Origin of the sequence: Hydrocoleum sp. CS-953 (genome assembly GCF_002260545.1) — a bacterium.
Lineage (GTDB): Bacteria > Cyanobacteriota > Cyanobacteriia > Cyanobacteriales > Microcoleaceae > Trichodesmium.
This window is the reverse complement of record NZ_LGSU01000106.1, coordinates 1-2186: the sequence shown is the minus strand read 5'-3', so window position 1 is coordinate 2186 and position 2186 is coordinate 1. Positions and strand designations below refer to the sequence as shown.

Genomic DNA, 2186 nt, shown 5'->3' with positions numbered 1-2186 from the left:
GTCTTGATTCATTAGGAATTTGATGGGTGATTTGAATAGCCTGCTCAATTTTGTCTAATGATAGATGAATAGAGTCTGTAGAAATAGGCTGAAAATCTAGGAGATATTCTAAGTTATTAGTTAATTGATTATTCATTGTAATTTTTCCTCTATACTCAGTTTTTTGATCAAAATAATTTGCTCTAAAATATCGCCTTTTAATCAGTTAGCCTCTTGCAGAGGAACTGCGTTAACAGTTAGCCTCTTGCAGAGGAACTGCGTTAACAGTTATCAGTTAAATATTTTTTCTAGTTTTATCGCTTTTAAAAAAGTAGGAATTTAATTTATGAGTTCTGACTTCTGACTTCTGAGTTCAGAAATACTCCTGACAAAAACAACTTCTGAATTCTGACTTCTGAATTTGCTAAGAGCGGGGTTTTATTAAATCTAAATAGCTACAAACTCTTTTAGCAAATAAAGTTTCTGTATAATGATGACTAGATGTATAACCTTCTGCTTGTGCTTCTTCAAATACTTGATTAACTTGTTCATCTAGGGCTATTTCTATTTGTTTATCTAAACTTTTTAAAGTTTCTGGGTTCGTATAATCTTGAGCAAGTTCTAAGATACGATGGCGCAAACTAACTAATAGTTTTTGCCGAATATCAGTCCGAAATGATTTTAATTTCAGTAAGCGAGTCACTTGATATTGCGCTTTTAATCCCACATCTTTAGCAATTTCTGTCATGGATTTTTTCTCACAATGATATAGATGTAATGCTTGGATAAATTGTGCTGTTTTGGAGTTTTTCTTGCGCTTCAGTAAAGTTATCCAAGCATCTGTTACTTCAGCTATTGCAGCATCTAAACTCTGAATAAATTGTTTTCTATAGTTAGTCAAAAATTCATTCTCTTCATCTATAGTATCTGTCTCTTGAGAGACGGACATTTTATTAGCTAAAGATTGATTTTTAGAAGTATCTAATGGAACTGTAGGTAGAGAACCTCTTCTCACAGAAATTCGGTACTCTCGTAGTTGAGAAGCCAGATTTTGTAGTTTAGTCATTAAAACCTTTGGATAAAGATTTTTACCAGTTTGAGTTTCTATTAAATGAGTAATTTTTTGTAATTGTTCCGTAGTTGGTGGTAAACATTGTTTCCCCGATCTTGACAGACGTTGTATACGATGTTGTGCCCGATAAATAGCGTGATAACTTGACAAAATATTCAGGCTTTCTTGAGTTTCAAGAGCAGTAAAATTATAAAAGGATGAGAAAATTTTTTCTAGTTGTTTTGGAGGAGTATCATTCAGCAGTGCCCAATCACTAATTAAATAAACTCCACATTCTAGTAAGAAACTATTTAGATCAGAATTCTGTTTGACTTTTCTAGTTGTCCAAGTAGCTAAACTGCTTTGATTTGGGTCAAAACTTTGGAGAATTTCTTGAGCAAAAGAGGGAGCATAATTTTGTTTTCTTTGGCTAGATATTCTACCATCATCAGTCAAAACATAAGGGAATAAATCCCTGCTAGTAAAGCCATAATTTTTACCAAAATTAGCAGCTAACTGTTGACAAACTCCTTCAATTTGCCAAGATATAAAACAGAGTAAACAGCGTTCTGCTAATAAAGGATTTATCTCTGGATTAGTATCTGAATTATCTCGCACCCATGCTAAAAGTTGACGCTGAATATTAATATCTAAAACGTCACTAGCTGTTAAATATTCTGGAAAATTTGAGGTCAAAAATTCTTTAGCCTCCGCAATTTCCAGAATTTGGCGAGAACCAGAACTATTAATTTTAATATGTCTCCAGTATTTAGATATAGTACCCATAAAGAATAGATCAGCTCAATAAACAATAGTCATCTTTAATTGTTAATTGTATGATAATTTTTCTCCCTCAAAAGTTGAGTTTACTGCTAGGTTATTATCCCTTTGATTTACATATATTTATATCTTGCTGGAGGTTATGCAGTATTGAGAAGTCAAAAATCAAAAATTAAAAGTCAAAAGTCAAAAGTAATAATTTATATCATTTCCGGTAGCATCGGTATTGTAAGGAAGAGGGAAGAAGGAAGAGGGAAGAAGTAAAGGCTAATTTTTACAACTTTACCGAATTATTAATTATTAATTGTTAATTAAATAATTGTGGTTTAAAGCCTCCCCTTTGAAGGGGAAAAAAAGTGCTAGGATATTTCCCAAT

At 32.2% G+C, this 2186-nt stretch carries 1 protein-coding gene; it reads right to left on the bottom strand.

Annotated elements, in window-relative coordinates:
• Nucleotides 1–403 precede the first annotated feature (403 nt).
• Nucleotides 404–1816: a hypothetical protein gene (locus AFK68_RS00685; protein ID WP_094670835.1), complete on the bottom strand. Its 1413-nt coding sequence runs from the start codon at nt 1814–1816 to the stop codon at nt 404–406.
• Nucleotides 1817–2186: the final 370 nt, after the last annotated feature.